The organism is Pseudohalocynthiibacter aestuariivivens, from assembly GCF_018457175.1.
Taxonomy (GTDB): Bacteria; Pseudomonadota; Alphaproteobacteria; order Rhodobacterales; family Rhodobacteraceae; genus Pseudohalocynthiibacter; species Pseudohalocynthiibacter aestuariivivens.
Map to the genome: position 1 here is coordinate 18440 of NZ_JAGFNU010000017.1, position 23551 is coordinate 41990.

26 protein-coding genes and 4 pseudogenes are annotated in these 23551 nt (G+C 52.1%); 23 read left to right on the forward strand and 7 right to left on the reverse strand.

Annotated elements, in window-relative coordinates:
- The 7 genes and pseudogenes from J4E70_RS17630 to J4E70_RS17665 all read left to right on the forward strand — a co-directional run bounded on the left by J4E70_RS17630 (position 1) and on the right by J4E70_RS17665 (position 6724).
- The gene (locus tag J4E70_RS17630) at positions 1–894 is read left to right on the forward strand and encodes a branched-chain amino acid ABC transporter permease (protein WP_213890989.1); all 894 of its coding nucleotides are present in this window, start codon (positions 1–3) and stop codon (positions 892–894) included.
- On the forward strand, positions 891–1670 hold the full coding sequence (locus J4E70_RS17635; RefSeq protein ID WP_213890991.1) for an N-formylglutamate amidohydrolase: 780 nt from the start codon (positions 891–893) through the stop codon (positions 1668–1670). The genes J4E70_RS17630 and J4E70_RS17635 overlap by 4 nt, the downstream gene beginning before the upstream one ends.
- Before the next feature lies 1 nt (position 1671).
- On the forward strand, positions 1672–2310 hold the full coding sequence (locus tag J4E70_RS17640) for a cysteine hydrolase family protein (RefSeq protein ID WP_213890993.1): 639 nt from the start codon (positions 1672–1674) through the stop codon (positions 2308–2310).
- An 11-nt stretch (positions 2311–2321) separates the two neighbouring features.
- Positions 2322–3644, forward strand: coding sequence for an aspartate aminotransferase family protein (locus J4E70_RS17645; protein ID WP_213890995.1), 1323 nt, complete (start codon positions 2322–2324; stop codon positions 3642–3644).
- Between the two features lie 221 nt (positions 3645–3865).
- Positions 3866–4821: pseudogene (locus J4E70_RS17650) on the forward strand (tyrosine-type recombinase/integrase); the annotation flags it as partial.
- Positions 4809–5957 (forward strand): annotated as a pseudogene (locus J4E70_RS19435) (IS3 family transposase); the annotation flags it as partial. The pseudogenes J4E70_RS17650 and J4E70_RS19435, both read left to right, overlap by 13 nt.
- An 80-nt stretch (positions 5958–6037) precedes the next feature.
- Entirely contained in the window at positions 6038–6724 is a 687-nt protein-coding gene (locus J4E70_RS17665) for a leucine-rich repeat domain-containing protein (RefSeq protein ID WP_213891001.1), read from the forward strand.
- A gap of 93 nt (positions 6725–6817) precedes the next feature.
- Here the strand turns inward: J4E70_RS17665 and J4E70_RS17670 are convergent, their stop codons facing one another.
- Together J4E70_RS17670 and J4E70_RS17675 are read right to left on the reverse strand one after the other, a co-directional pair.
- Complete coding sequence (locus tag J4E70_RS17670) at positions 6818–7084, reverse strand: hypothetical protein (RefSeq protein WP_213891003.1); 267 nt, start codon at positions 7082–7084, stop codon at positions 6818–6820.
- A 31-nt stretch (positions 7085–7115) separates the two neighbouring features.
- A complete protein-coding gene (locus J4E70_RS17675) occupies positions 7116–8036 on the reverse strand; it encodes a LysR family transcriptional regulator (protein WP_343229485.1) in 921 nt (306 codons plus the stop codon).
- 133 nt (positions 8037–8169) lie between these two features.
- Between J4E70_RS17675 and J4E70_RS17680 the strand changes: the two genes are divergently transcribed.
- From J4E70_RS17680 to J4E70_RS19445, 12 genes and pseudogenes are all read left to right on the forward strand, one after another.
- Positions 8170–8793 carry a glutathione S-transferase C-terminal domain-containing protein gene (locus tag J4E70_RS17680; protein ID WP_213891004.1) on the forward strand — a complete coding sequence of 208 codons (624 nt, stop codon included), beginning with the start codon at positions 8170–8172 and terminating at the stop codon, positions 8791–8793.
- Positions 8790–9164 (forward strand): nuclear transport factor 2 family protein, encoded by a 375-nt coding sequence (locus tag J4E70_RS17685; protein WP_213891006.1) that lies wholly within the window; start codon positions 8790–8792, stop codon positions 9162–9164. Before J4E70_RS17680 ends, J4E70_RS17685 begins: the two co-directional genes overlap by 4 nt.
- Before the next feature lie 11 nt (positions 9165–9175).
- Entirely contained in the window at positions 9176–9382 is a 207-nt protein-coding gene (locus tag J4E70_RS17690; protein ID WP_213891008.1) for a tautomerase family protein, read from the forward strand.
- A gap of 5 nt (positions 9383–9387) precedes the next feature.
- A complete protein-coding gene (locus J4E70_RS19570; protein WP_213891010.1) occupies positions 9388–9687 on the forward strand; it encodes a nitronate monooxygenase in 300 nt (99 codons plus the stop codon).
- A gap of 174 nt (positions 9688–9861) precedes the next feature.
- A complete protein-coding gene (locus J4E70_RS17700; RefSeq protein WP_213891012.1) occupies positions 9862–10683 on the forward strand; it encodes a fumarylacetoacetate hydrolase family protein in 822 nt (273 codons plus the stop codon).
- Entirely contained in the window at positions 10680–11870 is a 1191-nt protein-coding gene (locus J4E70_RS17705) for a trans-sulfuration enzyme family protein (RefSeq protein WP_213891014.1), read from the forward strand. The genes J4E70_RS17700 and J4E70_RS17705 overlap by 4 nt, the downstream gene beginning before the upstream one ends.
- Positions 11871–11880: 10 nt before the next feature.
- The gene (locus J4E70_RS17710) at positions 11881–13083 is read left to right on the forward strand and encodes a pyridoxal phosphate-dependent aminotransferase (protein ID WP_213891015.1); all 1203 of its coding nucleotides are present in this window, start codon (positions 11881–11883) and stop codon (positions 13081–13083) included.
- Positions 13080–13748 (forward strand): glutathione S-transferase family protein, encoded by a 669-nt coding sequence (locus J4E70_RS17715; protein ID WP_213891017.1) that lies wholly within the window; start codon positions 13080–13082, stop codon positions 13746–13748. The genes J4E70_RS17710 and J4E70_RS17715 overlap by 4 nt, the downstream gene beginning before the upstream one ends.
- Positions 13749–13809: 61 nt before the next feature.
- On the forward strand, positions 13810–14220 hold the full coding sequence (locus J4E70_RS17720; RefSeq protein ID WP_213891019.1) for a GFA family protein: 411 nt from the start codon (positions 13810–13812) through the stop codon (positions 14218–14220).
- Between the two features lie 118 nt (positions 14221–14338).
- Positions 14339–14647: an NIPSNAP family protein gene (locus J4E70_RS17725; RefSeq protein WP_213891020.1), complete on the forward strand. Its 309-nt coding sequence runs from the start codon at positions 14339–14341 to the stop codon at positions 14645–14647.
- 309 nt (positions 14648–14956) lie between these two features.
- On the forward strand, positions 14957–15604 hold the full coding sequence (locus J4E70_RS17730; protein ID WP_246531844.1) for a DsbA family oxidoreductase: 648 nt from the start codon (positions 14957–14959) through the stop codon (positions 15602–15604).
- 186 nt (positions 15605–15790) lie between these two features.
- A pseudogene (locus J4E70_RS19445) lies at positions 15791–15934 on the forward strand (IS30 family transposase); the annotation flags it as partial.
- A gap of 261 nt (positions 15935–16195) precedes the next feature.
- Here the strand turns inward: J4E70_RS19445 and J4E70_RS17735 are convergent.
- From J4E70_RS17735 to J4E70_RS17745, 3 genes are read right to left on the reverse strand one after another with little or no spacing between them, the layout of a single operon-like run.
- Positions 16196–17638 carry an NAD-dependent succinate-semialdehyde dehydrogenase gene (locus tag J4E70_RS17735; RefSeq protein ID WP_213891024.1) on the reverse strand — a complete coding sequence of 481 codons (1443 nt, stop codon included), beginning with the start codon at positions 17636–17638 and terminating at the stop codon, positions 16196–16198.
- Positions 17635–17952 carry a hypothetical protein gene (locus J4E70_RS17740; protein WP_213891026.1) on the reverse strand — a complete coding sequence of 106 codons (318 nt, stop codon included), beginning with the start codon at positions 17950–17952 and terminating at the stop codon, positions 17635–17637. Before J4E70_RS17740 ends, J4E70_RS17735 begins: the two co-directional genes overlap by 4 nt.
- Positions 17952–18914 (reverse strand): NAD(P)H-dependent flavin oxidoreductase, encoded by a 963-nt coding sequence (locus J4E70_RS17745; RefSeq protein WP_213891028.1) that lies wholly within the window; start codon positions 18912–18914, stop codon positions 17952–17954. Before J4E70_RS17745 ends, J4E70_RS17740 begins: the two co-directional genes overlap by 1 nt.
- A gap of 107 nt (positions 18915–19021) precedes the next feature.
- Here J4E70_RS17745 and J4E70_RS17750 point away from each other — a divergent pair, with 107 nt between their 5' ends.
- From J4E70_RS17750 to J4E70_RS17760, 3 genes are all read left to right on the forward strand, one after another.
- On the forward strand, positions 19022–19900 hold the full coding sequence (locus J4E70_RS17750) for a LysR family transcriptional regulator (protein WP_213891030.1): 879 nt from the start codon (positions 19022–19024) through the stop codon (positions 19898–19900).
- Positions 19901–20006: 106 nt separating this feature from the next.
- Entirely contained in the window at positions 20007–20498 is a 492-nt protein-coding gene (locus tag J4E70_RS17755; RefSeq protein WP_213891032.1) for a cytochrome b/b6 domain-containing protein, read from the forward strand.
- A 339-nt stretch (positions 20499–20837) separates the two neighbouring features.
- On the forward strand, positions 20838–21920 hold the full coding sequence (locus J4E70_RS17760) for an MBL fold metallo-hydrolase (protein ID WP_213891034.1): 1083 nt from the start codon (positions 20838–20840) through the stop codon (positions 21918–21920).
- 505 nt (positions 21921–22425) lie between these two features.
- Here J4E70_RS17760 and J4E70_RS17765 read toward each other — a convergent pair.
- Positions 22426–22791 (reverse strand): winged helix-turn-helix transcriptional regulator, encoded by a 366-nt coding sequence (locus tag J4E70_RS17765; RefSeq protein WP_246531845.1) that lies wholly within the window; start codon positions 22789–22791, stop codon positions 22426–22428.
- A gap of 167 nt (positions 22792–22958) precedes the next feature.
- Here J4E70_RS17765 and J4E70_RS17770 point away from each other — a divergent pair, with 167 nt between their 5' ends.
- Positions 22959–23138 carry a hypothetical protein gene (locus J4E70_RS17770; protein WP_213891038.1) on the forward strand — a complete coding sequence of 60 codons (180 nt, stop codon included), beginning with the start codon at positions 22959–22961 and terminating at the stop codon, positions 23136–23138.
- Positions 23139–23186: 48 nt separating this feature from the next.
- Here J4E70_RS17770 and J4E70_RS19740 read toward each other — a convergent pair.
- Positions 23187–23327 (reverse strand): annotated as a pseudogene (locus J4E70_RS19740) (IS30 family transposase); the annotation flags it as partial.
- Between the last annotated feature and the right edge of the window lie 224 nt (positions 23328–23551).

Genomic DNA, 23551 nt, shown 5'->3' on the forward strand with positions numbered 1-23551 from the left:
ATGGACCTGTTTTTACAACAAACCGTCAATGCATTTGCCCTAGGCGGCACTTACGCCCTCTTGGCACTTGGGCTCGCGGTGGTGTTTTCGATCATGGGCCTGATCAACTTCGCCCACGGCGAACTGATGACAATTGCCGGGTATGTCTTGATGTATTGTGGGTTGGCGGGATTGCCGTTCCTGTTGTCTGTCCCGCTTGCTATTTCGGCCTCGATGGTTGCTGCGGTCCTTATGGAGCGTATTGCGTTTCGCCCTGTCAGGAACAGTTCCGGGGCGACAATGCTTGTGACGAGCTTTGCTGTCGCGATGATTTTGCAGGTACTCTTTCAAAACCTGATTTCAACGCGATCGCAACCGGTTCTGCTTCCTCAACTTTTGTCTGACAGTGTAACGATTGGTGGTCTTGTAATCGGTGTTAACAAAATTGCTGCGATCGTCTCAACCCTCGTGATGCTGGTTGTTCTTGATCGGTTTATGAAACACCAGAAAACCGGAATCGCCATGCGCGCAGCCGCCGAGGATTTTGGTGTGGCGCGATTGATGGGTATTCGCGCGAATACGGTAATTGCCGGGGCCTTTGCTTTGTCAGGTCTGCTGGCAGGTGTTGCTGCTGTGCTTTGGGTAAGTCAGCGCGCGTCAGTAGACCCGTTGATGGGATTTATGCCAGTTCTAAAAGCTTTTATTGCCGCAATTCTTGGTGGGTTGGGCAGTTTACGTGGAGCGGTGGCCGGAGGGTTCCTGCTCGGCTTTATCGAAATTTACCTAGCGGCGTTTTTACCACATGAATTTCAAGAATTCCGTGAACCTATAGGCCTTGGGATCGTCGTTCTTGTTTTGCTGTTCCGGCCGAATGGGTTGATACCGTCAGCCGCCCTGAAAGCAATAAAGGTATGAGCCTCGTTCATTTTGACGTAACTGATACCCAACTTCTTGGGCCTGATGATCCAGCCCCGGTCGAAGTTGTGAATGCGGAAGCCACCCATCCGGTTCTTCTGGTTTGCGAACATGCCGGGCAAGCTCTTCCAAAACGGCTGGGCGATTTGGGAATAAGCACTGAAGCGCTGGATAGCCACATTGGTTGGGACATCGGGGCCGAGGGTGTGACCCGGCGCATAGCGCATATTTTGGGGGCACCTGCCGTGCTTCAGCGCTACAGCCGTCTGGTGATTGATTGCAACAGACCGACGGGAGCACCAGACGCAATTCCGGAGATCAGTGACGGAATATCAATTCCGGGGAATTCGTTACTGGATGCACAATCCCGCAACGCACGCGTACAGGAGATTTTTGATCCGTTTCAGGATGTTGTGTCCAAACAGCTTTCCAGTTTCCCCCGCCGCGCCACGTTTTCGATACATAGTTTCACTAGGTCCATGAGCGGTGTGAACCGTCCTTGGGATATTGGGTTTCTTTATCGCAGGGACACCCGCACATCAGAATGTTTGGCAAAGTTTGTGGCCGACGCGCGACCGGAACTGAAAATAGGCATGAATCAGCCCTATCAGATAGACGATGTCTCTGATTGGTTCGTGCCAAATCACGGCGAAGCGTGCGGGCTGTCACACAGCCTCATCGAAATTCGCAATGACCATATCGAAACGTCTGAAGGGCAGGCTTTTTGGGCTGAGATACTCTCGGACGCATTTGATCGCTTACTCAAGGAAATATGAGATGACCCTTACAAGAGATATTCCTCTGGTGCCGGAAGACTCTGCACTTCTGTTCATAGATGTTCAGAATTTCAGTGCGCATCGTGATGGCGCCGAGTTTTCAGATTTGCTTCCCGCAAAGTTTGAAGAAAAATATGGCTGGTATTTTGATCAGCTTGAAACGCGTATTATTTCAAACATGCAACGGCTACAGGCTTTTTCCAGAAAGGCCGGCGTCGAAGTCATGTATACAACCATTGAAAGTCTGACGCTGGATGGGCGTGACCGCAGTCTTGATTACAAGATAACCGGTTTTAACGTGCCAAAGGGATCATGGGACGGCAAAGTGATTGACCAGATCGCACCCGAGGGGGACGAGATGGTATTTCCAAAGTCATCCTCTTCAGTTTTTGTTTCTACGCATATCGACTACGTTCTGCGCAATCTTGGAGTTAAGCAATTGGTGCTTTCTGGGCTTCTGACCGACCAGTGTGTCGAAAGCGCAATCCGGGATGCTTGTGATTTGGGCTATCTGGTTACGCAGGTAACGGACGCCTGCCTGACCTATACTCAGGCACGGCACGATAATTCTGTCTCAACGATCAAAGGATACTGTCGGCAAGTCACAACAGACGAGCTGATCTCGGAACTACAAGCATAAACGGTGGAACCATGACGTCAGACGCAACGCTCTATGATCGCGACCGGAAGTCCGTTTCGGCGTTGCAAAAATTGCGGTTCTTTCCATTAGCGCTGAGAGGCGGCGATGGGCGCTATGTGATCGACGATTCCGACCGACGTTTGCTTGATCTCTCGGGTGCTTGGGGTGCTGCCAGCCTTGGGTATGGTCACCCGGCTATCCGTCAGAGTGTTGACTCTGCACTGCAATCGCAGGCCGGCGCGTCGATATTGTCCTCCACCAATGCGCCCGCAGTAATGTTAGCGGAACGTTTGTTGCAAATTGTTCCGGGGTCGGGCGAGCGACGCGTCTGGTTGGGGCATTCCGGAAGCGACGCGAATGAAACTGTCGCACGGGCAGTGGTCGCTGCGACAGGTCGCAACCGAATTCTTGCTTTCACGGGGGCCTATCATGGCGGCACGCAGGGCTCGATGGCGATATCGGGCCATTCTGCGCAAGAAGGTGTTGCGAAATCCGGCGGTCTCACCCTTGTGCCTTATCCAAACCCGTACCGACCCTATGAGGGTGACCCAAACGGCAATGCCTTGCTTGTTCATATCGAAACTCTGCTTGAAACCTCTTGTCCCGGAGAAGAGGTCGCTGCATTTTTCATCGAGCCGATACAAGCTGATGGTGGGTTGATCGTTCCTCCTGCGGGGTTTTTGCGAAAGCTGGCAAAGCTCTGTGCGCGATACGAAATTCTGACAGTATGCGACGAGGTCAAAGTAGGGCTTGCCCGCCCCGGTAAGATGAATTGTTTTGAGTGGGAAGATTTTACGCCCGATATCGTTGTTTTGGGCAAGGGTCTTGGCGGTGGTTTGCCAATTTCTGCGGTTATTGGCCCCGCAGAAATCATGAATGTTACAGTCTCGTTTTCGATGCAAACCTTGCATGGAAACCCGGTTTGCGCATCAGCGGCTCTGGCTGTTCTGGATACAATTCAACGCGAAAACCTGATCACGCAAGCCGCTGAAACAGGTGATTACCTGATAAAAACCTTTAAGAGCGTGCAGTCCGGACAACCGGTGATAGGTGATGTGCGGGGGCGTGGTCTCGCAATTGGGATCGAGCTAGTCCTCAATGACGCAAAAACGCCAGCGACGGACCTTACCCGCAAAGTTGTTTACCGCGCCTGGGAACTTGGTGCGGTTTTCTACTACGTTGGCATGCAGTCAAATGTGTTGGAATTAACCCCTCCGCTAACTTTGACCCGCGAAGAAGCGGACAAAGGAACAGAAATAATTCTACGTTCAATCGAAGATGCGATTGCAGGAAATGTTTCAGATGAAGCTGTTGCCGAATTTACGGGCTGGTAAGTCTATTTTGTTTAAGGACGCTTGAGTAATTGTGGATGCAGAAGTCCTGAAAGATTTTAGACCATTTAATTGCTAATAATATCAATGCATTGCTTGCCCTTGCCTAAGCTAAGTTTGTTAATCCGTTTGAACGGTTAAACCGCTTCGTTACTTGCACACAAATTTCTCGCCGTGTTTTTCTGAGATTTTTGAAACTTCAGGGACTACAAAAAGCAGACAAAATGCCAAAGCTCACAGAGACCTTCGCCCTCAAGGTTCCCCAGACAAAAGCGGGCACGGACAAGCACCGGGACAGCGAGATCCGGGGGCTTGTGCTGTTTGTCGGCAAACGTTCCAAGACTTGGTATTTTCAGAAGGATGTAGGCGGTCAGACCAAGCGGGTTTTGATCGGGCGCTTTCCGGTTATCTCGGCGCAGGCGGCCCGACAGACCGCACTTGCGTTTGCCCTGGATTGGGGCAGGGGGGCTGGTAAGCAAATCCAGATTGGGGCACCCACGCTGGAGGCTGCGATGGAAGCCTATTTGATGCGGCCGAAACTGCGATCGGAAGCGCACAAGACCGGGATGAGATTGCAGTTCAGTCGACATTTGAAGGATTGGTTAAAACTGCCGCTGGATGAGATCAGCAAATCAATGGTTGCCACCCGTCATCGGGAAATGGCGAAGACACCGTCGGCGGCCAACCATACGCTGAAGTACTTTCGAACTGTCTACAATCACACGCGCCGGACGATCGGCTTGCCGGAATGCCCGACGATGGCAATCGAATGGTATGAAGAGCGGCCCAACGGCACGATCATTGAAGACCTCAAGCAATGGCGCGTGACGGTGAACAACCTCCACAATCCAATTCACAAGGTCTTCTATGAACTTGTTCTGTTTACGGGGCTTCGGAAGGCCGAGGCGCTGTCTCTGGAGTGGAAGAATGTGTGTGAAGATCACATCCACCTACCGCTGACGAAAAATGGGCGTAGCTTTGATTTGCCCATACTGCAGTTCCACCATGAAATCCTGGCACCCTTGCGTGGGCTCAGTCGGGAGTGGGTGTTTCCGTCTCCCAAATCTTCATCAGGATATGTTGGCAAACCCGAGCGGATGAAATGGGGTCCTCATGCCCACAGGCGTACCTTTGCGACCGTAGCGAGGAAGCGGGAGTGTTGTCCGTCGTCAAGCCACGTCACCGGAGGTGAAGGAACTGCGCTCAGAGTCCTTGGACCTGAAGGAATGCGTTGCTGACCTTACTCTTGAAAACCGCCCGCTCAAAAAAAGCATGATCGGGCCCTCTCGATGATGCAGGCATCACCTGCCGGGTGACAGATGGGGAGTTCGAGGAATGAGACATCCTGAATCAGAAAAGCTGGAGATTATCCGCACCGTTGAAAACTCTCACCTGCCGACAAAGAAAACTCTGGATATACCGAGCATTCCACGCACCACCTATTATCGCTGGTATGACCTTTACCTTGATGGTGGCTTGGATGCCTTGGCAGATAGATCGCCATGCCCCAAGCCCGTCTGGAACCGTATTCCTGAACAGATACGGGATGATTTTGTTGAGTTTGCCTTGGATTTTGAAGCCCTGACGTCACGGGAATTGGCGGTTAAATACACCGACGAGAAGCGGTATTTTATCTCAGAATCTTCGGCGTATCGCATTTTGAAGGCCGCGGACCTGATCACCGCACCAAGCCATGTGGTGATCAAAGCAGCAGCGGAATTCCACGACAAGACGACCGCTATCAACGAGATGTGGCAGACTGACTTCACATACTTCAAGATCATTGGCTGGGGCTGGTATTATCTCAGCACGATCCTGGACGACTACAGCCGCTATATCATTGCCTGGAAACTCTGCACTACTATGCGAGCGCATGATGTGACCGACACAATTGAGATGGCTCTTACGACTTCTGGCTGTGATCAAGCCGTCGTTCGACACAAACCACGACTGCTCAGTGACAATGGGTCCTGTTAAATCTCTGGCGATTTGGCCCAATGGCTGGACAAACGGAAGATGGGTCACGTGCGCGGCGCACCGTTCCACCCACAGACGCAAGGCAAAATCGAACGCTGGCACCAAACCATGAAAAACCGTGTTCTGCTGGAAAACTATTACCTGCTAGGCGATCTTGAACACCAGATCGGCATCTTTTTCGACTACTACAACAACCAGCGCTACCACGAGAGCCTGAACAACGTCACACCAGCCGACGTTTACTTTGGCCGCGAAAAAGCCATCATCAGAGAAAGGGAGAAGATCAAGAAACAGACAACCCGACATGGCCGCTTGCAACATCAAAAACAAGCAGTATAATCAATCATATAAACGAACCAGAGCCTCTAAAACTCAGAACGCTCAAAATACCCACCTCATATGACGACGGACAATTTAAAGTGAATACCCGCATACTATTGATTGCCATCCTGGTCTGCTTTGCCGTGTTCGCAATGTTGGTCGGCAATCGCTACTTACAACAGCAACACCTATCGAATGCTGCCGCATCAAACGCTCATAAATATATTGCCAACCTCATTGCAGAGGGCGATAGGACAATTAATCTAACGGGCTTTCCAGAGCTAAAAATTCTGCCCTCTAACTTAGCTGAAGTCGGTTCTCTCTTCACGCTTGATTTATCGGGAACCAAGATCTCTGACCTAAGCGCACTTGTGGTACATCAAGACCTCACGCGCCTCACGCTCCGTGACACATGGGTTGTTGATCTTATGCCGATAGCCAGCCATCCACGGCTAACCAATTTGGACATCGGCGGCTCTTGGGTCTCCGATCTTTCACCTTTGGCAGACATGCCTTCGCTTGAGCGCCTTGATATCGGAAAATTGCAGGTGGAAACCTTAGAACCGCTTACACGGGCAAATGCATTGGCATGGATAAATTTGCATAAGGCTTATGCTCTGGATGGATCAAATTCTTCGTTCGAACAACTCTCCAGCGCAGTGCCCGAAGTCTATAATGGCAGCGCGTTCCAGCAAGGCTATCGTCCTGGAACTCTATACCAGCTGAAGGTCGCAATCGCGCGTTGGCGTGAAGTTCACAATTTGAACGATATTGGCGGCTTTTGATGATGACGTGTTGCAGCCCCTGCATTTGGAAACTGGGGTCTTGTCTATGAAACGTGATAGCTCGCTGCTGGCAACCCCGGTCGCCCCAAGGGTTCACGGCACAAATACGTACTTGCAGTCGAAGGCTTGCTTGAGGGTGAAGCGGAAGGATTGGCCCGCAAGGCCATCGAACTCGCTCTTGATGGAGACATTACGGCTCTGCGCCTGTGTACGGAACGCGTCGAGCTGCCCAGAAAAGACGCTCCAATTCAATTTGATCTGCCACACATGAAGCTGACAAAGGACGCAGTAGCGGCCGCTGATTGTGTTCTGCAGGCAGTCTCGGGAGGTGAAATACTTGAATGGGTCGTATTTTGTCATGCCCGAACGCTACGAAACCACCGGGTTCGCCTCAAACAGTTTTGCTCTGAAAAGGCCCAAGGGGCAAATGCACCGCTATCGTCGAAAGTTGCTCCCAGATAGACTGTGCGACAATGCCAACGTCTTTGTCTCGTTTGCGCATTTGAAACAGATGTGATTGACGCTTTTGATAGCCTTCAACATTGAGAATTACCAACTCGCCTTGGGCCAATTCATTGTCGATCATGTGTGTGGGAATACCGCCCCAACCCAGATTCGCCAACAATATCTCCTTTTTTGCTGCAAAGTCCGAAACGGTCCAGCGAAGACCGCCTGGCAGCAAGTCTCTGCTTTGGACAAATTCGCCACTACTGCTGTCGGCAACGACCACTTGAGTATAACTTTGCATCTCGCGGATCGTTTTCATGTGCGAACTGCGCGCAGGCTCAAAATCTGGATGGGCCACAGGCACAATTGTGACCTGCGCAAAGGCCAATGCCTCTACCTGCTCAACAGGAACGCCATCCATAGATGCAATGATGATGTCGGCGTCATTGCGTAGCAATCGTTCAATCGGTCCCCCCATGCTTTCGCGGGACAATCGAATATGCGTAGCTGGAAATTGATCCCTGATGCTGCCGATGATTTCGAGAACCGGCTTCAAGGGAAACGTCGCAGTCACAGCCAGAAAGACCTCCGGCTCCTGTTTGGCGCTTAGGTTTTTCGCAACGGTACTCAGCTCTTTCATCTGCAGCATTACGCGTGTTGCCTGCCGATAAAACACCTCTCCTTCCGGGGTCAGGGTTGGTCTGTACGATTCACGCGATAGCAGAATGACATCGATCTCTGTCTCAAGTTTCTTGAGCATGTGACTAATGGCTGATTGGGATTTGTTCAGCCGCTCAGCCGCGCCCCGAAAGGTCCCTTCTGTAACTATGGCGTGCAGCACGACCAATTGTTCATATGTAATCACGCAACCCGACCTTTCGCTTTAGATGATCGATATTTTAGATCATTTTAATGAGAATTCAATATTATTAATGAAGCAGGATTATCGGTACGGTACTGCGAAAGCACATGGTGAAACCTCGGAAAGGGAACCTCAAATGAAACTTCATTACAAACCCGGCGCATGCTCGATGGCATCCCATATCATCCTCAACGAACTCGGCGTCTCGTTTGACCTCGACAAGACAGACACCGATGCGGGTAAAACTGAAACAGGCGGAGATTTCCGCAAAATCAGCCCGAACGGCTATGTTCCGGCGCTGGTCACCGACGACGGTGAGATCATCACGGAAAATCCTGCCGTGCTTCAGTATCTTGCCGATCAGTCACCCGAAGCCGGGCTTGCGCCGCCAAACGGTACGTTGGAGCGCACACGTCTTCAGGAAGCCCTCAACTTCGTATCGTCAGAACTACATAAATCCTTCGGTCCGTTTTTCTCGGGTAAGGAACTTGATGGCGACGCAAGGCAGAAGGCCGAGGCCGGTGTCGGACGCCGCGCAGCACACATCGAACGAATCCTTGCTGATGGCCGTACCTTTCTTCTCGGCGATACATTCAACATTGCGGACGCCTATGCATTCGTAGTGCTCAATTGGGCTGGTTTTGTCGGGGTGAGCCTTGACGCGCATCCGAAAACCCAAGCTTACGTGGCGCGTATCGCAGCGCGTCCCGCCGCAATCAAAGCGATGGTTGCAGAGGGTCTTATGGAGCAGGCTGCATGATCGAGTTCGCCGCAGTAGCTGGCGTGTTAGAGACCTATTTCGACGGTCTCTATCACGCTGACACCGACAAGTTGGCCATCGCGTTTCATCCAAAAGCGATCTATGCAACGGCAGACGAAACGCCGTTGCTTTATCGCACGATGGATGAATATTTCCCTGTAGTGGCAAAGCGCGTATCCCCGGCCTCTCGAGATGAACCCCGGCGTGATGTGATCGAGTCCATAGAATTTGCGGGCGAGAACACTGCCTTTGCCCGCGTGCGGTGTTCCATCGGCACGAAGGATTTTATCGACTTCCTGACCCTTGTGCGAACTGATGGCGCATGGCGGATCATGGCCAAGATTTTCCAGATCACTGAACGTGAAATCTGAAAGGAACCGTAATGCCTTATGTAAACATCAAGGTGACGCGCGAAGGCGTTACCGCCGATCAGAAAGCCGAACTCATAAGCGGTGTTACCGACTTGCTGGTCCGGGTTCTCAACAAAAACCCGAAGACGACCGTCGTGGTGATCGATGAGGTCTCGCTTGAGGATTGGGGGGTCGGCGGTGTGCCAGTCGAACAATACCGGCGCGCACGTGTGAGTTGACCGTAATGACCATTCGCAGGCCTCTTTGTGATCTCCTCGGTATCAAACATCCCGTCCTGCTGGCACCGATGGCGGGTGTCAGCGGCGGGGCGCTTGCTGCGGCAATAAGCAGGGCGGGCGGTTTGGGTCTGATCGGTGGTGTCTACGGCGACGCAGACTGGCTCGCCCGCGAGTTCGACGCTGCGGGCGATGCACGGATCGGGGTAGGTTTCATCACGTGGTCTCTGGCGCGTCAGCCGCACTTGCTGGATCTGGTCCTCGACTGTGCGCCCGCCGCGCAAGCCACCCTTCATGGAGTGATTTAGCAAGCGGAGAAGCGCATACGGCATATGCGCCAATCGGTTAGGCCCGTTACAGAGGAATGAGACAATGAAAAGCTCAGAGTTAGAGCCACTGGCTGAAATGCTTCACGACGGGCCTAGCAGCGCAATGGGCGTAATTTAGAACGTCCAACTTTCAAGGAACGTCAGGAGAATTTTTTGAGATTTTCAAACCGAATAGAGAATGGCCGTGCGCGGCTCGTCGAGACTGGGCCGGACGGCCGTGTGTTAGGGCCTGCCAAAGTCGAGTGGCTTGAAGAAGCTGCATTACCTACGGAAGAACACGACGGGTGGGGAGTGCCTGTTTCAAATACGGCTCGAATTATTTGCGTAGGATTAAATTATAGTGATCACGCAGCCGAGCTGGGTGAACCGGATCCGGAATATCCAGCCCTTTTTGTGCGGTTTTTAAGTAGCTTTACAGGGCATGAGCAGGTTCTGTTTTATCCCGCCGGGTCGAGCCAGTTTGACTTTGAGGGTGAACTTGCCGTCGTCATTGGAAAAAAGGCGCGTTCCGTTTCAGCCGCACACGCACTTGAATATGTTTTCGGGTACACGATCGCTAACGACGGGTCGGCCAGAGATTTCCAATTTCGCTCCCAGCAATGGATTTCGGGCAAAATATTCGACAAAAGCGGGGGGCTTGGGCCCTCAATCGTCTCGGCGGATGACGTCCCGCCGGGAGCCGATGGGTTAAAAATCGAGACCCGACTAAACGGCGAAAAAATACAATCTTCAAATACCAACCAACTCATTTTTCCTGTCGCAGATCTTGTGTCGGAAATTAGCCAAATCATGACGCTGCTCCCTGGCGATCTCATTTTGACAGGCACGCCGGCTGGCGTTGGGATCAGTCGAACACCACAAATATTCATGCAACCAGGGGATATTTGCGAAGTGAAAATTGAGGGGATCGGAGTTCTACGAAACTCCGTGAGCGATCGCTTTGTAGAGCAGCAACTTGATGGAGGCGCAGGATGACCCATTTTCGCGAAAATAGGCGATATGGGGCAACCACTCAATTACTTTACTCCGACATGGATTTATCTGATGATTGGGGTGTTTCGCCACCCATACATCAATCGGTAAATGGCGTTGCGGCCGATGCGCATGAATTTGCTGAAATGTCGTCTGTTCCCCTTGGCGATCAGTTCTATGCCCGACATGGAAATCCGACAACATCACGCCTTGCCAAGGTAATTTCCGATCTTGAAGGCGGGCCAAGCGGACTCATTTTTGCATCTGGAATGGGTGCGATTACGACGACGTTATTAACTTTCTTAAAGGCCGGAGACCATGTCGTCGCTCAGGAAAGTCACTATATAGGCACAACTGAAATGGTGCGCCACATACTGCCTCAGTATGGCATTGAGGTGACGCTGGTAGACCAACGTTCAGTCGATGACTTTGAACGTGCCCTCAAGCCGAACACCCAACTAATTTTGCTTGAGAGTCCGGTAAATCCGTTAATGCATTTGACCGATCTAAAAGCAGTCAGCGACTTAGCACGCTCCAGGGGTATCCTCACTTTTTGCGATAACACTTTTGCCACTCCGATAAATCAAAGGCCAATGGAGCTAGGCGTTGATATCGTTATGCATAGTGCTACCAAATATATCGGTGGTCACCATGATCTTCTGAGTGGGAGCATCACAACCTCTCAAAAGTTGGCGGAACGCATTTGGGAAATGAGTATGAATACCGGAGCAATTCCGGCGCCATTTAACTCATGGTTGGCACTGCGCGGAATCCGGACCTTAGAGCTTCGTGTTCGTCAGCAAAATGCCAACGCCATGGCAATCGCGAAATTTCTGGAGGAACACCCTGCGGTCAACCGTGTTTATTATCCAGGTTTACCTTCTCACCCCCAATACGATCTCGCCGAAACTCAGATGTCTGACTTTGGCGGATTGCTAACGTTCGAACTTGCTGGCGGATATGAGGCGGGGAAAAAATTTATAGAAAACCTGGACCTAGCCAGAAATGCAGGAAGTCTGGGTGGTGTGCACTCGGTGCTCATTCAACCCGCTGTTATGTTCGGCGGACGGCTTTCTGAAGAAATCGTCGCGAAACAGGGAATTACCCCGGGCATGATCCGGTTTGCGGCGGGTATCGAAAATACTGCTGACATTCTTCAGGAGATCGAGCAAGCGCTCGCACAAATTTAAGGACTCCGAAATGCCAATTGCTGCACGCGTCTCACAACTCCATCTTTCCGGTATTCGTACAGTTATGGCCCTGGCGGCAGAGCGGCAGAAGCGTGAGCTGCCTGTTATTCATATGGAGGTCGGGCAGCCAGATTTCCCAACTCCAGCTCATATTACTGAGGCTGGCTTTGCGGCCGCGCGGAACGGATTTACCGGTTACACACCAAACGCGGGCGTGCAGAGTTTGAGAGATAGTGTCGCCGCGAAGGTCTCAGCAAGCTCGGGGATCAGGGTTAGCGGCGCGAACGTTTGTATTACGTCTGGTGCTGTCATGGCATTGTACTTAACGCTCATGGCTGTAATCGAACCTGGAGATGAGGTTCTGGTGCCGGACCCCGGCTGGCCTAATTACATCAGCGCAGTTGAAATGGTCGGCGGTACGGTGGTTCCTTACAAGCTCGACCCATCGGATGGTTATTGGATGGATCTGGATGCGCTATCGTCAAAGGTTTCACCTCGCTGCCGCGCGATCATGATCAACTATCCAAGTAATCCGACTGGCGCGACTGTTTCTGTTGAAAAAATGTCAAAACTAGTAAAATTTGCAGAAGATCACGATTTGCAGGTTATCTCGGATGAAGTTTACGAAGATTTCGTCTTTGAGGGGACACATGTTTCTGCCTTGTCTCATGCCTCTCAGGAGCGGGTAATCATGATATCCGGCGCCTCCAAGTCCTATTCCATGACAGGTTGGCGGCTTGGTTGGGTAGTCGCACGTGAAGAGGTAATACAAGCAGTTTCAAAACTGGTGGAGCCAATCGCTTCGTGTCCTTCTTCAGTTGCGCAAGCCGCCGTTGAGGCGGCCATAAATGGCCCGCAGGACTGTGTCGCGGAAATGAAAGCTGCCTATAAAAGACGCGCCGAAATAGCCGTTTCGATTCTTGAACCTGCGGGGCTACTCATCAGTAAACCGATGGGTGCATTCTATGCCATGGTCGATATCTCAAAATCCAATCTTAACTCGGATCAATTTGTGCGTCGTTTGCTCGAAGAGAAAGGCGTCGCCACTGCCCCAGGCGAAACCTTCGGACATTCGACACGATCAAGTATTCGAATATCCACAGCCGCCTCAGATGACGATGTTCGCGAGGGGTGCAAACGGATACGCGATTTTATTTCCCTCGATAATCTGACGGATACGGCCCAACACACAATGAGTGATGATCAACTATGATTGACCTATACACAGCGAAAACGCCGAATGGCTACAAGGTTTCGGTAACTCTCGAAGAGCTCGACTTACCCTACACCTATCATGAACTTGACTTATCGGCGCTGGAACAGAAAGAGGACTGGTTCCTTAAGATTAACCCTAATGGTAGAATTCCAGCGATAATCGACCGGGATGCCGGCGATTTTGCAATCTTCGAAAGCGGAGCCATCATGATGTATCTCGCCGACAAAGCGGGGAGATTACTGCCAACCGAAACAGAAGCGCGCAGTCGGGTAATTCAGTGGTTGATGTTCCAGATGGGTGGCATCGGCCCGATGATGGGGCAGGCAAACGTCTTTTACCGATACCATCCTGAAAAAATTCAACCCGCCATCGATCGATATCAGAAAGAATCCCGCAGGCTATTCGAGGTTCTGGACCGTCGACTTGCAGAGAATACCTGGCTAGCTGATGACTATTCTATCGCAGATATTGCCAACTGGTGTTGGGTGCGTCGTCATGAATGGTCGGGGATTTCAATTGACGGCCTGACACATTTACAGCGCTGGATGCAAGCTATGGCCGAACGCCCCGCATGTGCGCGCGGTGTGAACATTCCACCTGATTCCGAAATTGTGTCCGACAGCGAGAGAGCGAAAGAAATTTCCAAATTCGTTGATATTTAGAACGGCTTAGAGACTATCTGTCGCCGGAAAGCGGCATGGCAATATGGGGATGGAGAAAACAATGTCTGAAAATATTATGGGCAGCTGCCTCTGCGGCAAAGTCAAATACGAGATCAAAAATAAGTTTGAACGGTTTTTCCTTTGTCACTGCGCCCAGTGTCGAAAAATTACCGGGTCCGCTCATGCATCAAATTTGTTCGGCGACCCGGAAGGGTTTAACTGGACCGCAGGAGAAAAAATTGTAAAGCGCTTTGATTATCCCAATCGGGGATTTACCAATGCTTTTTGTGGTGAGTGCGGATCTGGCGTTCCCTATCTAAACCAAAGCAGCACAGCAATTGTTGTACCTGCTGGCTCATTGGATACCGAACCTAAATTCACTTCCTCGAGTAGAATTTTCCATGTTGAACGTGCCGAGTGGGATAAATTAGCAGACACAGCTGAGATTTTTAGTTCTTTTCCACACGAGTAAAGTTAGGTCGTGCGAAAATGCTCCGAGAGAAGGCGCTGAATCTGGCATCTTTGTTCCGCCTTAAAGTTACTTTTTCGTAGATGTCGCCACAATTACTAACAAAGAAAGTAGAAACCCGATGATCACATGCTACGTGCGATATGAAATCGACCCTTCAAAAATCGTTGATTTTGAAAATTACGCTAAACTTTGGATTCCACTTGTTGAGAAATTTGGAGGCGTTCACCACGGTTATTTTCTTCCGCACGAGAGTGCGAACGATTTAGCCGTAACTCTTTTTTCATTTCCTTCGATGGCAGACTACGAGACCTATCGCATCGATAGTATGAAAGATGATGACTGCAAAGCCGCATATGAACTGGCCGAAAAAAGTAACTGCATTCGTCGATATGATCGTCAATTCCTTCGACCAGTATTGCGGCCTTGATACCCTCATAGCTGACCAACTGATCTGATCCCCGCAAGCTCTCGTTACGCATGAGGGAACTTTTAAGGCCATACAACACGATCGTGATCTTCTCTTCGGCTGAATGTTGTTTGCCATTGGTCACCCGCGTCGACAACGGTCCAAAACACCCGTGCGAGGAAATAGCACCGCGCCATTAGTCACGAACCTCCCTCAACCGCTTGGCCTCGCAGGCAGCGGTTCAACTGTCCATCCCACGGCCCTCGGTATTCGGAGAAGGCTAAATCCATACCGCTGATGCCAAAGCTATCAATTGCAAGGAGTGATCCCATGAGCCGTCAAATTCGAATCGACTTCGTCTCGGACGTGGTCTGCCCCTGGTGCGTGATCGGGTATCACCAGCTGGCAAAAGCCACGCGCGAAACCGGTATCGGCATCGAGGTGCATTGGCATCCGTTCGAGTTGAACTCAGGCATGGCCGAAGAAGGCGAGAATTTGCGCGAGCACCTCGCTGCCAAATACGGCACCACGTTGGAAGGCTCGATCAAGGCACGTGCACGTTTGGCTGAGATGGGTGCTGCGCTTGGGTTCACCTTCAATTACGCCGATGATATGCGTATGGTGAACACCTTCCGCGCGCACCAACTGATCGACTGGGCCGAGGATCAGGGCCGCGCGCATGATATGAAGCTCGCCCTCTTCGCCGCCTTCTTCACCCGGCGCGAGAACCTGAACGACATATCCGTGCTGGCCGATTCAGCCGAGGGCGTCGGTCTCGACTGCGCAGCGGCGCTCGCAATTCTCGAAAGCGGAGGGCGGGTGGAGGCCGTCCGGCAGAAGGAGCAATTCTGGACATCGCGCGGCGTGACCGGAGTGCCGGCGATGATTTTCGAGCGCCGCCACCTGGTCACCGGGGCGCAGGGCGAGGAGAATTACGCGCGAATTCTACAGCAACTCGTGGATGCACAGACTGCGTAAGCTGATCGTGCCCGTCCGTTGAACCCCCTCTAGCGTGTTCCTGCAGACGCTGTTACGCTGCTTGCCATCTTCAGATCTGACGGCGGGTTTGGTCTATTCCTCCACGGAGTGGGCGATATGCTCGTCTCCTTTGAAGGTCAGATTAAGTTGGCCCAAGTTTTCTGACCGGACACCAAACTGATGTCGGTTCCGCGCAAGCGAGACATCCGGCGGTTCTCAGATCACCATATAAAAGTGATCTGCGACCGCCACAACAACACGCCCCGTAAATGCTTGGGCAGGAAAACACCCGCCGAAGTCTTCCGTGAAAACACGTTGAAGGAATTGTAGTGAAAACGCTACCCTGACCCCGACAAAAGTCGCAGTTCAACTATCGCTCACACGGATCGTCTCCTCGAGACACTGAGAGAATTCACCTGACCTTATGACTCGAGAATAATCAGGGCATTGCAGCGCTTCGACAGTCTCCATTTTCAGTGTTCAAGAAATGCCTGTTCCCGTGGGACACCAATTCACCGACGGGCGTGGACTTGCCGAAATCACTCCTTTCACGTCCTTGACTCGCTTCCGCGTCGCGAGAAAGCCATTCAATCAGAAATCCACGGCGGTGTATTTGGTGTCCAAATAGTCGTCGAGTCCCTGGCTGCCGCCCTCCTTTCCCAATCCGCTCTCTTTCACTCCGCCAAATGGCGCTTCAACTGTAGTGATCAGCCCGGAATTGATTCCAATCATCCCGTATTGAAGCCCCTCGTTCAGGCGGAAGATGCGGCCGATATCGCGGGTATAAGCATACGCACATAGCCCAAACTCCGTGTCGTTCGCCATGTCGATGGCTTCCGTCTCAGAGTTGAATGTGAAGACGGGCGCCACGGGTCCGAAAATCTCTTCTTTGGCAACGCGCATATTCTGGGTGGTGTGGGTGAGGATCGTCGGCTCAAAAAACGAATGGCCCCTTGGATGACGGTTTCCTCCAAGCACAATCTGCGCGCCTTTTTCCGTTGCATCGGCGATCATCGCTTCGACCTTTTTCATGCTCTCCAAATCAATCATCGGACCCTGCTCTGTCCCGGCGTCAAGACCGTCGCCCACTTTCAGCTTTCTGGTTTTCTCAACGAGCTTGGCAAGAAACTCTTCTTGTACGTTCGCATGCACATAAATCCGATTGGCGCATACGCAGGTTTGACCAGCGTTTCGAAACTTCGAAATCATCGCACCTTCGACGGCCGCATCCAGATCGGCGTCTTCAAAGACGAGGAACGGTGCATTGCCTCCCAGCTCCATGCTGACCTTTTTGACCGTGTCCGCCGACTGCCGGATCAGTTCCTTGCCAACCTCGGTAGACCCAGTAAACGTAACCTTACGAACGTCCGGCGACGCCATGATCGCCCCTCCGATTTTGCGCGCTGAGCCTGTCAGGATGTTCACCACACCTTTGGGAATGCCTGCCTCTTTGCAGAGAACGCCCCACGCCAAGCCTGAGTAAGGTGTCGAGGTTGCTGGCTTCGCGACAACGGTACAACCCGCCGCAAGTGCGGGGCCGAGTTTGCGCGCAAGCATGGATGATGGGAAGTTCCAGGGCGTTATCATTCCGACCACACCTACGGGATGCCTCGTCACGAGAAATCGCCGACCATTCGTTGGTGCTGGGACAATTTCGCCTTTGGCCCGTCTAATCTCTTCAGCAAACCAACGGATATACGCGGCACCGATTGCTATTTCACCCTTTGATTCGGCGAGTGGCTTGCCCTGCTCGATGGTCAGGAGTTCGGCCAGGCTTTGCTGGTTGTCCAACAGAGCATCGTGCAAGTTCCAGAGCAAGCCAACGCGTTCAAGCAACGGCATAGATGCAAATCCCGCAAGAGCCGCGGAAGCGGCATCAATGGCGCGGTTGGTCTCGTCCGCGCCGCAATTCGGAACCGTCCCAACTAGTTCACCCGTTGCCGGATTCGTGACGTCAATTGCTTCCCCGCTGTCAGCGGAAATCCATTCTCCGCCGACCAAGTTTGCTTCTCTGAGATACTTATTGAGGGTCATTTTTCGTCCTTTTTTTGGCCTGTTGTACTGAGCGCCGCTGTTCCGGACCTGTCTTTGGTCAATACGCTCACTGATTTGAATGACGGATGCCGATGGGCGGGTGGCGTTTTGGCGGCCAGGTCGCGTAACGCGGCTTCCAGGTCGGACAGCGTGCTGTCATCTAAAATCGGCATGCCGCTTGTTTGAAGAATGAGGGTCTCGAGTTCTCGTGCTTCGATGCCATACTTTCGGCAGAGGCTGTCGGCGCTAGCTCCGAAACCAAACTCCAACAATGCAGCGTGCGCCAAGCAATCTTTTTGCTCCAAATTGTGCATTAATCCAAAAACCCAGCGGCGAGTTCGCGAACGATGTCTGCAGCAGGTTTGATGCTAGTGATTTGGCCTACGCCCTGACCGGCATAAAGGCTGAGTTTTTCTGCCATGGTCGCATCGTCAATTTGACGGAGCCCCCCTCCCATGAAGCGAAGCAGGTTCCATCCACCACGACCGACAATTGCACGATGGGGTGTGCCATATCGCCAACCGTAAGAGTAACCGGTCAAAAACTTGGGCTTATCGGTGTCGGCGATAACAATCTTTTCCTTGTAGGCACCGTGCGCATCGCACTCCCGTGAGGCAAGAAACGCGGTTCCGCACCAAACACCCGCGGCACCCAAACACCTGGCGGCACGAACCGCCCGCGTCTCGTTTATCGCACCGGCTGCAATCACTGGGCGGCCTTCGGCAATATCCACCACGGCTGGCAAGAGGGCCATCAATCCTACCCTACCCTGCGTGAGATGCCCACCGCCCTCGATGCCCTGAGCAATAATGATATCTGCGCCGTCTGCAACGGCCTTCTTCGCCTCGGCAACGGTCCCAACCTGTACCATAGTAATGATGCCGGCGTCCTTCGCGCGAGGAATAACTTCCCGAAAGTCACCGTAAAACAATGAAACGACCTTCGGCCTTTCCTCGAGAACAACGCTGAAGCCTGCCTCGAAAAACTCAGGTCCTCCGTATTGCGGCACCAGATTTACTCCAAAGGGTTTGTCCGTCTGTTCCCTTGTTTGCCTGATCCAACCTCTCAGTGTTTTAGGAAGTACGCGCAGCGCGCCTAAATGTCCCAGACCACCGGCCTCGCTGACTGCAGCGACAAGAGAAGGCCCGCTGAGCCCAGCCATCCCTGCCTGAAAGACTGGCACAGCAATTTCACACATTTCCGCAAGAGAGCCGGCTGATGTTTCGGGAGAGTTTTCGTGGCCGAGAGTTGGCTGGCTTTTCCTAGGATTTGGCATCGAAATCTCTCACCTAATTGTAGAGCGGGTGCGTGGAGTAGACAGGATGATATCGATCAGTTAAAGTGAATTAAATAGAATGTAACGTTTTATAATTGAGAATGATGATGGAACTGAAAAATCTCCGAACTTTCGCCGCAGTAGCGGACACCGGGTCTGTGGCTAACGCCTCAAAGAAACTTCATTGCGTCCAATCCAACGTGACAACGAGGATCAAGTCACTTGAAGCTGAATTGGGAGTGGAACTGTTTAATCGTAGCCGATCAGGTATGGCCCTGACAGCCGCTGGCACTGCCTTCATGCCCTATGCTCTTGACGTAATGCGCGCTGAGAGGCGTGCTCGGGCATCGGTCGAGGATTTTGGCAACTCGGTCAAGTTCCTCCGGATAGGCAGTATGGAAAGCACACTTGCTGTTCGCCTGCCGAAGATCATTGCGTCATTTCGCAATAAGCACCCCGAGATGCGCCTTCAGATTGATTCAGGTCCGACGGAAGAACTTCTCCACAAACTGGTGCAGGATCAGATTGACGTCGCCTTCGTTGGAGGAAAATTCACCCGGCCCGGGTTAAAGAGGCAAGCACTATTCGCAGAGGAAATGGTCATGGTTTCCTCCGCTGAATTGAAGGAAGTGGATCGGCTTCGTTCGCTACCTATAGTCGTGTTCAAGCAGGGGTGCTCGTATCGCGACTACACGAGAAGGTGGATGCGCATGTCGGGTTTGGCCCCAAACGACATCTTTGAGCTTGGAACTTTGGATGGGATCCTTGGATGTGTGGCGTCGAGTGTGGGCATCAGTTGTCTTCCGCGTTCGGTCATCGAGGGAAGCCAGTACAGTGAGCTACTCACAATACATCCTCTGGATGATCCAGAGCGTTTCATTGATACATACGCGATGCATAATGCGGAGCAGCATCGGAACGGAGCCGTCGGGGAGTTCCTCAAATTCATCCTTTTGCCTAATGATTCAGACCTAGCGATCGCGTGAGATAGAAGTTATTTCATTCTCTTTTTAAGAAGGATACATGCGAATATTGCTATCTATTAAAAATGTAATGACCTGCTAGTTTTCGTGCATTAGCGAGGTATGAACGATGAGACTAAGAGACAATGGGCTGCACTTTGGGCTTGTTTCCGTAGTTGGTCACTGGGGAGGCGCGACGATACTTGCGGCGTTTCTTTTAAGCGCTGCAGCAACGGAGTTCTTTGACGCTAAGTTTAATTCTACGCGAGATGTCACACTCTGGATAGCCCTGCTCACGGCTCCGATTTATGCATTTCGCCTTTATTGGAGAGTTACAAACTTCCATCCTGCGCCTCTCGGCGGCGCAAATCCGGCACAAGTGCTGGCCGGGCGTGGTGTTGCAATGGGAATGCTGCTGGCAGGCGTCGTCCTTCCGATCCTGTATTGGACCAAGGAGGTTGTAGCGACCGCGAGTAGCTGGTGGCTCACTCCGCTGTTCTGGCTTGGAGTCGCTTTCTTTCTCGGCGGGCTGGTTCTCCACCTTTATGGCGCATTTACCCACATCTTCATTTTGAAGGACGACAGTCTGAAAAGGCTGATGGGACACAAGGTCGATCTCTAAGTAAAAGAATGGCTGACTTGGGCATCACGTCACTGTGAATCATATGCTTTGATCTGCCGCATATTTTTAGCCATTAAAGATACCAACTTACTGTAAAGTAACTTATTTTTAAAAGTTTCTGATGGTAATCAGGTTGCGATTAGAAACAGTCTTTGACATGCGTGTACGGGCTTGGTCTTGGGTTTATGGAAAATGATTCTATGCCCTCCCCGGCGCGGAGAAAATTGGCATTTGCCGGCAACATTCCCGATCGCAGATGGGGTACTCGCTGGGGACTTGCCGATGGCTCCGGAAATCTCACGAAACTTGATCTCCCATCTGGACTTGAAAGGATCTCTAATGAAGACTTCACAACGGCTTGGCGCAGCCCTCGCTGCAAGCATCTTTGCAACGGCAGCAGTGTCACAGGAGCACGCGCACGGCGATCACGATGCCTTGCTGACGCCATACACGAACACAGGGTCTATCGCGACACCACTAACCTATATTGAGAAATACGCCGACATCCCCGACGCTTCGGCGGGTATACCTATCGACCCTGACAAAGGCTATGCCGTTGTTGATCTTGGTGACGGGGCGTATTTTGTAACTGAAGGCGTCTATCAGGTGATGTTCATTGAACATGACGACGGGCTGATCCTCGCGGACGCACCGCCCAATATCGGTTCTCGCCTTCTCACTGCCGCAGAGGAGATCGCGCCCGGCAAACCGATCACACACATGATCTACAGCCACGCTCATGTGGATCACATCGGCTTTGCCGCAGAAATAGCTGCTACGTTCCCCGATGTCGAGATCGTTGCGCACGCTTTGACTCTGGACAAGTTGGAACGGGCTGGAGACGCGCGTCGGCCATTGCCATCCGTCACGTTCGATACTGAGGGCAAAGTTTTTGAGTTTAACGTCGGTGGGCAAGCGCTATCGCTGACCTACCCGGCACCCAATCATCAGCACGGCAATATCGAGATTTGGCACGAAGCCAGTTCGACCCTGATGCTGATCGACGTTGTATTTCCAGGCTGGATGATGTGGCGCCGACTGGCGTTGGCCGAGGATATTCCAGGCACATTTGACACAATCCGCTCGCTTAATGACAGGTACGACTTCGAGACGCTAATTGCCGGTCACGTTGGGCGCCCCGGCACTAAAGCCGACGTCGATTTGCAAGTAGAGTTTATGACCGACCTGCACAATGCCGCAGCCGGTGCGCTGGGATCTGTCACACCCGGCGAAACGGTCAATCCCGAAGATCTGGCGAACCCGTGGGCCGTCTTCGACAACTACATCGACCGAGTGGTGATCGAATGCGTGAACACGCTGACACCAAATTGGGAAGATCGCATGGCGGGATTCGACGTTTACATCTACGACCAATGCCTCGCAATGGAACAGAGCATCCGTATCGACGGTTCAAGCCTCTGATTAGCAGTAAAACACCGAAGCGCGCTGAGTGGCGCGCCTCGCGTGACACAAAAAGAAGTCTCTATTTCCATCAGAGTACGCCGCGGTGACATCAACGATCTCTTTTGATCGACTTGGAGCGCAAATAGCGTGCGTGGGCCGCTAGCCAAGCAGTTTCTGACCGCTATCAACTGTTCAATCTGCACCACACTGGGGAGATCGTGGGGGCACCTGCCAGACGCTTGTTGGCTGCGCGCCGATCGTGGATACGATGTCGACCGGAACCGCACAGCAATAACGGGAATTGAACCGCGCATCCCGCCGAGCTAAGCCTGCAAGTGGATGGTGGAGGCTAGCACGGTATCAATGAGGTGTCGCAGCACCTTACGTGGTAGCCAGCACATCGGGCGGGTTATCGAATTGATAGAATCGGTCGCCGAATGCTGAACGATTTTATTGATCGAACTCAACCTCGGCGAATGAGGAAACATCCCTCACTAGATCCGTTTGATCGATTATTGGGTAGTCAGGTGCTAGTGCCCGCGAGATCCGTATCAGCCGACTGCAATTGCTTTAACCGATGGCCAACCTGTACAATCCCATCGAGCGCAGGGATCAGTTCCTCGCCCAGTGGTGTCAGTTCATATTCCGTCGACGGCGGAGAAGTTCTGCGGACATGGCGAAGAAGAATACCCCGCTTCTCTAGCTCTGACAGTCGCGTTGAGAGCACTTTCGCAGAAATCGGCGGAATGTCAGACCGAAGCTCGCTAAACCGCCGCGGCCCGGCACGCAATGACCATATTACATTCGGGGCCCAAGCTCCCGCGATGATCGACATGCATTCGGTCAGCATGCAGGGCTGTGGAGGGTTAGGGCTCCGATTATGTCGCATCTTAAGTGCCATATCTAGCTGCCAGGTTACCGCAAAGTACATCGCTTATATGCGTAACCATCAGTAATCAAGTAGTCAATGGGAACTTCATTGATCATGTTCTTTACACATTAATTGACCTGTCATGCAATCCGCGCGATCGCCCCCGGAAGCGAGATGAACTGAACATGGTCTTGAAGCGGGTGCTAAAGCGGAAGGTTCGGATCCGGGACGAAGAGCGGAAAATCTCGATCGGCGACGCCCTGATCTGGAAACTGCGCGATCTGCCCCTGCATGACGACAAACAAGCCCTCGTCCTGCAGCGGCGTATTATCGCTATGAGCTCAAAGCATTCATGGATGCGCTAGCCAACTTTGACAAAGCCACGGAGATCGATCCGACGAATGCAAATGCTTACGGGTCAACAATGGGTAAATCGAAGAAGAGGGGCGATCAAATCTGCGTCCAATCAAACTCATCGACTCTCCGCGTTGCCAGCGATCCCAAATCTCCGACCTCTGTTTATCCGTGAAAAATATCCGGCGGCGATTGGCCATGTTACACTCCATCTTTTCTTAAAGATTAAAGTGTTGCGTCAACCCGTTGAAACCGCCCTGCATAGCGGTCATCGGTGAATACTGCGGCGAACGACCGAATTGAGCTTATTTTGTTCTCTAATCTGTCAATGTGCACTTTTCATATTTGCAGGGTAATTGACGTCTGAGGTTGCCTTGGTTCTCTTCGAGCTGACGGGCTCATGATGGGGTTGGCTGGGTGTGGA